The organism is Pseudomonas sp. RW407 (assembly GCF_003176655.1).
Classification (GTDB): Bacteria; Pseudomonadota; Gammaproteobacteria; order Pseudomonadales; family Pseudomonadaceae; genus Pseudomonas; species Pseudomonas delhiensis.
The window spans coordinates 479,390-481,804 of the sequence record NZ_QGSL01000106.1 but is presented as its reverse complement, the minus strand read 5'-3'; the positions used below and the strand labels follow the sequence as shown (position 1 = coordinate 481,804).

The following is a 2,415-nucleotide window of genomic DNA, read 5'->3' as shown; positions in this document are numbered from 1 at the left end:
GCCGCCCAAGGCCGGCAAGACCAAGGGCGGTGAAGATTTCGAAGACCCGCTATCCGGTGAACCGCAATGCTGCTCCGCTTAAGTGAACAGCATTACGCGCCCGCGGGCTTTTTTGCGTCACACTGGTGCAAAACCGCCGTGACCGACCCTGCCGCATGCGCCTGCACCTTCCCCTCCTCGCCCTGATCCTGGCCCTCGCCGCCTGCGACCAGGGCCCCGCCCAGCCCCCGGCCGACCTGGTGCTGCCCGACGGTGCGCGCTACCACGGCGTCCTCGTCGAGGGCCGCCTGCACGGCGAAGGGCGCCTGGAATACGGCAACGGCGCCTGGTACCAGGGCCGCTTCGCCCAGGGCCTGTTCGACGGCCAGGGCGAATGGCACGGCGCCGACGGCAGCCACTACCAGGGCGGTTTCCGCGAAGGCCTCTACCATGGCCAGGGCCAGCTGGACGACGGCCAGGGCAACGAGTACGCGGGCACCTTCGAGAACGGCCAGCTGCGCGGCAAGGGCAGCTTCAGCGACGCCGACGGCGACCGCTACGAGGGCGGCTTCGAGAACACCGAGTTCAGTGGCCAGGGGCGTTTCGTCAACGCCGACGGCGACGTGTGGAGCGGCCAGTTCAGCCAGGGCGCGCTGAACGGCCCGGGCAAGTACGAGGGCCGCGACGGCAGCCGCTACGAAGGCGGCTTCAAGGACTGGCGCTTCGCCGGCGAAGGCGTGCTGACCCAGGCCGACGGCCAGGTCTACCGCGGCCAGTTCGCCGACGGCAAGTTCGCCGGCAAGGGCAGCCTGCGCGGCGCCGACGGGCGCCTGCAGGCCGGCACCTGGAGCAACGGCCTGCTGCGCCGCGACGAACAGGGCCGGCGCCTGCCCAACCCGGTGGAGGTCGGCCTGCTGGAACAGGGCCGCCTGCTCGACCGCGCCCTGGCCGCGCTGCCGCCCTCCACGCCGCAGGTGGAGCTGTACGCCCTGAGCGTGGGCGGCGACGGCAAGCAGAGCGTGTTCCTGCGCGAGGCCGACTACGTCGCCCGCCTGCTCGGCCAGCGCTTCGGCGCGCGCGGCGTGGTCACCCTGGTGAACAACCGCAACCACGCCGACGACCGCCCCATGGCCACCCGCGAGAGCCTGGCGCGGGCGGTCCGCGCCCTGGCGCGCAGCAGCGGCCCGGAAGACCTGGTGTTCATCTACCTGACCAGCCACGGCAGCCACGACCACCAACTGGTCCTCGACATGCCCGGCATCCGCCTGGACAACCTGCCCGCCGCCGACCTCGCCGAACTGCTCGCGCCGCTGAAGGACCGCTACAAGGTGCTGGTGATCTCGGCCTGCTACAGCGGCGGCTTCATCGACCCCCTGAAGGACGACAGGACGCTGGTCATGACGGCGGCGCGCAGCGACCGGGTGTCCTTCGGCTGTTCCGAGGAAGCGGACTTCACCTATTTCGGCCAGGCCCTGTTCGCCAACGCCTTGAACGCCACCGACGACCTGCAGCAGGCTTTCCAGCAGGCCAGCGCCGAGGTCGCCCGGCGCGAGGCGGAGGACGGCTTCGACGCCTCCGAACCGCAGCTGTGGGCGCCACCGGCCGTCCTGCAGCGCTGGAACACCTTGCGCGCAGGCCAGGCCAGCCGGGCCCTGAGCGCCGATGCGGGGCACGTGCAGGAAAAACGTTAGCCCGGCAACTACGCTTGTAACTGTGTCAGCGGAGAAACCAGGATGTATTCAACACCGACGCATGTCCTTCTCGCCGGCGCCACCGGCCTCACCGGCGAGCACCTGCTCGACCGCATGCTCAGCGAGCCGACGGTCAAGCGCGTGCTGGCGCCGACCCGCCGGCCACTGGCCGCCCACCCGCGCCTGGAGAACCCCATAGGCCCATTGGCCGAACTCATCCCCAACCTGGCAGGGCCGGTGGACACGGTGTTCTGCTGCCTGGGCACCACCCTCAAGGAGGCCGGCTCGGAAGCGGCCTTCAAGGCGGTGGACCACGACCTGCCGCTGGCCCTGGGCGAGCACGCCCTCGGGCTCGGCGCGCGGCACTACGTGGTGGTCAGCGCGCTGGGCGCGGACAGCAAGTCCTCGCTGTTCTACAACCGCGTCAAGGGCGAGCTGGAAGAGGCCCTGCAGAAACAGGGCTGGCCACAACTGACCATCGCCCGCCCCTCCCTGCTGCTGGGCCAGCGCGAGGAAATCCGCCTGGCCGAACTGCTCGCCGCGCCCTTCGCCCGCATCCTCCCCGGCAAGCTCCACGGCATCGAAGCCTGCGCCCTGGCCCGCGCCCTCTGGCGCCTGGCCCTGGAGACCGGCAAGGGCGTGCGTTTCGTCGAGTCGGATGAGTTGCGCAGGCTCGGGAAATAGAAATAGAGCGGCTGCAAGCGGCAGGCTGCAAGCTGCAAGCTGCAAGCGAAGAGCTACAAGC

At 70.4% G+C, this 2,415-nt stretch carries 2 protein-coding genes; both read left to right on the top strand.

Features of this window, described 5'->3' with window-relative positions:
• Positions 1–155: 155 nt before the first annotated feature.
• Positions 156–1,670, top strand: a complete 1,515-nt coding sequence (locus tag DK254_RS19010) for a C13 family peptidase (RefSeq protein WP_109935022.1) — start codon at positions 156–158, stop codon at positions 1,668–1,670.
• A 42-nt stretch (positions 1,671–1,712) separates the two neighbouring features.
• Positions 1,713–2,354: an oxidoreductase gene (locus DK254_RS19005; protein WP_109935021.1), complete on the top strand. Its 642-nt coding sequence runs from the start codon at positions 1,713–1,715 to the stop codon at positions 2,352–2,354.
• Positions 2,355–2,415 lie beyond the last annotated feature (61 nt).